Genomic DNA, 2,938 nt, shown 5'->3' with positions numbered 1-2,938 from the left:
GGTATTACTGTCCTGTGGATCACGCATGATCCCGAACAAAGCCAGAAGTATGCAAACAAGATCATTACCCTGGAAGCCGGAGAGATCAAGTCTCTGGAGGTTTTAAAATGAATGGTTCAGTAGATATCGACAATACGTCATTGCTCATTGCTTCTTCCCTTGTGCTGGTGTCGCTTTATCTATCATATTCACAAAAGCTGGGTCTTGGGAAGGAAACCCTGATCAGTGTGGTAAGGGCTGTGGTCCAGCTCGTTATTCTAGGATACATCCTTGAATACATATTTGGTCTTGAAAGCCCTCTGTTTACAACCCTTCTCCTCCTTTTTATGACCTTCAACGCTGCATACAATGCTTCCAAAAGAGGGAAGGGCATTAACAAGATACTGGCAATATCTTTCAGTGCCATTGCAACAGGCACGGTGCTGACCCTTTCTGTACTTGTATTCTCGGGGACAATAGCATATGAGCCATATCAGATAATTCCTGTAGGCGGTATGATCATCAGCAATTCTATGGTTGCACTGGGAGTATGCTATAAGCAGATGCTGTCTGATTTCAAGAACAAGAGAGAGGAAGTGGAAACAAAATTGTCTCTGGGTGCAGATATCCTGCCTTCTTCTATAGGAATAATAAGGGATGCTATAAAAACAGGCATGATCCCAACCATCGACTCTGCAAGAACATTAGGGATCGTATCACTGCCTGGAATGATGACGGGATTGATACTCGCAGGGATAGCTCCCATAGAGGCAATAAAATATCAGATCATGGTCACTTTCATGTTGCTTTCGACAACTTCAATTTCTTCGTATGTGGCTTGCTACCTGTCCTACAGGAACTTTTTCAATAGCAGGAAGCAATTGGTCTCAATAAAATTAAAACAAGACCGCATTTAAAAATGCTTGTGAGCACCTTAAGGAAAGGCAGTAGCTCTGGAATACACTTTCTTTCCGGGAAAACATATATATTCAACTTATTGAGTTTATCAGACGCCTTATATAGGCACGATCCTCAAAAACACAAAACTGGTAACGATCATTTATGGATATGAGAGAAGCTGTCAAAAAGGCCATCCACTATGGTACCATACAGAGCATACTGCAATATTACATATGCCCTGAGGAATGTGAAGCACATTGCTGCAAGCATGGCCAGATCCACATATTCGAGGAGGAGTACAGGAATTTCTCTCAGATGGACCCTGAAAAGGCAAAGAGGATACAGAGCGAGATGCCTATTAGCCCTCTTTACAGGATAGAAACGCCTTGCTCTTTTTTAAAACCGCATGACAGATGCGGTGTCTATTATCAGCGTCCCATTGTATGCGGCCTGTATCCGTTCAAAGTGAACACTTCCGGTAATTCCATAGGCTTGCAGCCTTGTCCAGTGGGTTTTTTGATCATAAGGGAGTTCGCATTGTGGATGATCTCCAACGTCTCAAAAACAGGGATACCTGAAGAAGAAAAGGCCAGAATTATAGAGGAATGGGAAAAGACCATTGAATCTTATGCTGAAGAGCTTGCAGGATTCCATATGAAGAACACACTAAAAGAGATACAGATACCGTTCGATGAACTGGAGATGTTTGCCATGTATATGGTTTCAAAGGATCTCCCCAAAATAAATTCCGGTGTGGATCTGGGATAGTATGTATATGATCCCTGTAAAGGCTCTGTATAGCTTTGTTCGTGCGTGGTGGAGTCAGATAAAATCCACTCTATTTAGTTATAGGATTTTTATCCATGCCTTTGGTAAAGAGATCTAGCAAAGTTAAGGGCAAGGCAAATCTTCCTATAGGCCCTGTAGAAAAGGACAAAGCTGGAATTAGGAGAATAGATTTCACTTCAAGTTTACGATACCTTAAAAAATAGAGGGTTAATCAGAAGCCTCTGCACTTTGTCGTTTTACTAACCCTGCTCCCATCTCAAAGGCTTTCTTACAGTCCTGCGGAAATACTTCTTCGTGTATTTTTGCTTTTTCTTTGAGATCAAAAATATCCGCAACATACTTTGAATAGTCATCGAACTGATATGTATTGGTACTGCACAATGATTCGGAATATCCGAAGATCTTCGTTGCAATTGCTTCATTTACTTCAATTACTTTATTGAATCCAAAGAAATCAAAGTGCTCTCCCTTTGCACCCATCGTGTAAATGTACCCAACAGAGATATTCTTTGGATATAGTGTTACTGGGTTAGCAGAGTATACCAGATATGGGAATATAAACCGCTCCATAAATGATCTCATTTCGCCTGTCAAATTTCCAAGGTATATGGGTGATCCTAGGATTACTGCATCGGCATTTTTCAGTTTTTCCAACACCGATGTCAGTTCATCCTTCATTGCACATTTCCCATAGCTTTTCCCATTTTTTAATTTACAGGCAAAACAACTTGTACATCCTTTAAAATTCAGGTCATAGAGATGAATTATCTCTGTTTCTGCACCTTCCGAAGCTGCACCTTCAAGAGCTTTTTCAAGCAGAGTTGCTGTGTTCCATTCCTTTCTTGGACTTCCGTTCATTGCTATTACTTTCATGACTTACCTCATTTTTTCTTTTCTCAAAATTCAAGATTTGCTATAAAATTTTAGTCCATAACTGTATAGATATAGTTCCTATCTGATAATTTACGTATAAATATATGTTGTATAGTGAGCCTTAATTTGCTTTTGAGAGGACTTTTTCCCCTCACTTTTTAATAAAAAACAGGATGCTACACTACATTTATTACCAAGATCCCTACCAGGCCAGCAGAGTGTTCTGCACCTTCTGATCAAAATTCTCGATAGAAAAACATTCGGATTTGGCTCGAAAACCATTTTATATCATCTGAAAGAACATTAAACCATGAAACAATCTATCGGAGCAAAGACACTCGCATTTCCGACACCTACCTGGGTTGTCGGAACATATGACATGAACGGAAAGCCAAAT

Annotated in this window: 3 protein-coding genes; 2 read left to right on the top strand and 1 reads right to left on the bottom strand. The window is 40.2% G+C overall.

All coding sequences use genetic code 11. The features are described 5' to 3' along the window. Positions 1-107 precede the first annotated feature (107 nt). Both A4E24_RS09255 and A4E24_RS09250 read left to right on the top strand, forming a co-directional pair. Complete coding sequence (locus A4E24_RS09255; RefSeq protein WP_292353014.1) at positions 108-896, top strand: ABC transporter permease; 789 nt, start codon at positions 108-110, stop codon at positions 894-896. 145 nt (positions 897-1,041) lie between these two features. Beyond that, positions 1,042-1,647, top strand: coding sequence for a YkgJ family cysteine cluster protein (locus tag A4E24_RS09250; RefSeq protein WP_292353013.1), 606 nt, complete (start codon positions 1,042-1,044; stop codon positions 1,645-1,647). 228 nt (positions 1,648-1,875) lie between these two features. Here A4E24_RS09250 and A4E24_RS09245 read toward each other — a convergent pair whose 3' ends face one another. Next, entirely contained in the window at positions 1,876-2,541 is a 666-nt protein-coding gene (locus tag A4E24_RS09245; RefSeq protein ID WP_292353012.1) for a flavodoxin family protein, read from the bottom strand. Positions 2,542-2,938: the final 397 nt, after the last annotated feature.

Source organism: Methanomethylovorans sp. PtaU1.Bin093 (genome assembly GCF_002067275.1).
Classification (GTDB): Archaea; Halobacteriota; Methanosarcinia; order Methanosarcinales; family Methanosarcinaceae; genus Methanomethylovorans.
The sequence above is the reverse complement of the archived record's forward strand: the minus strand, read 5'-3'. Positions and strand labels throughout refer to the sequence as shown.

Coding starts and splice junctions, on each gene's coding strand:
- A4E24_RS09255 (WP_292353014.1), top strand. CDS start 108: ATGAATGGTTCAGTAGATATCGACAATACGTCATTGCTCATTGCTTCT.
- A4E24_RS09245 (WP_292353012.1), bottom strand. CDS start 2,541: ATGAAAGTAATAGCAATGAACGGAAGTCCAAGAAAGGAATGGAACACA.
- A4E24_RS09250 (WP_292353013.1), top strand. CDS start 1,042: ATGGATATGAGAGAAGCTGTCAAAAAGGCCATCCACTATGGTACCATA.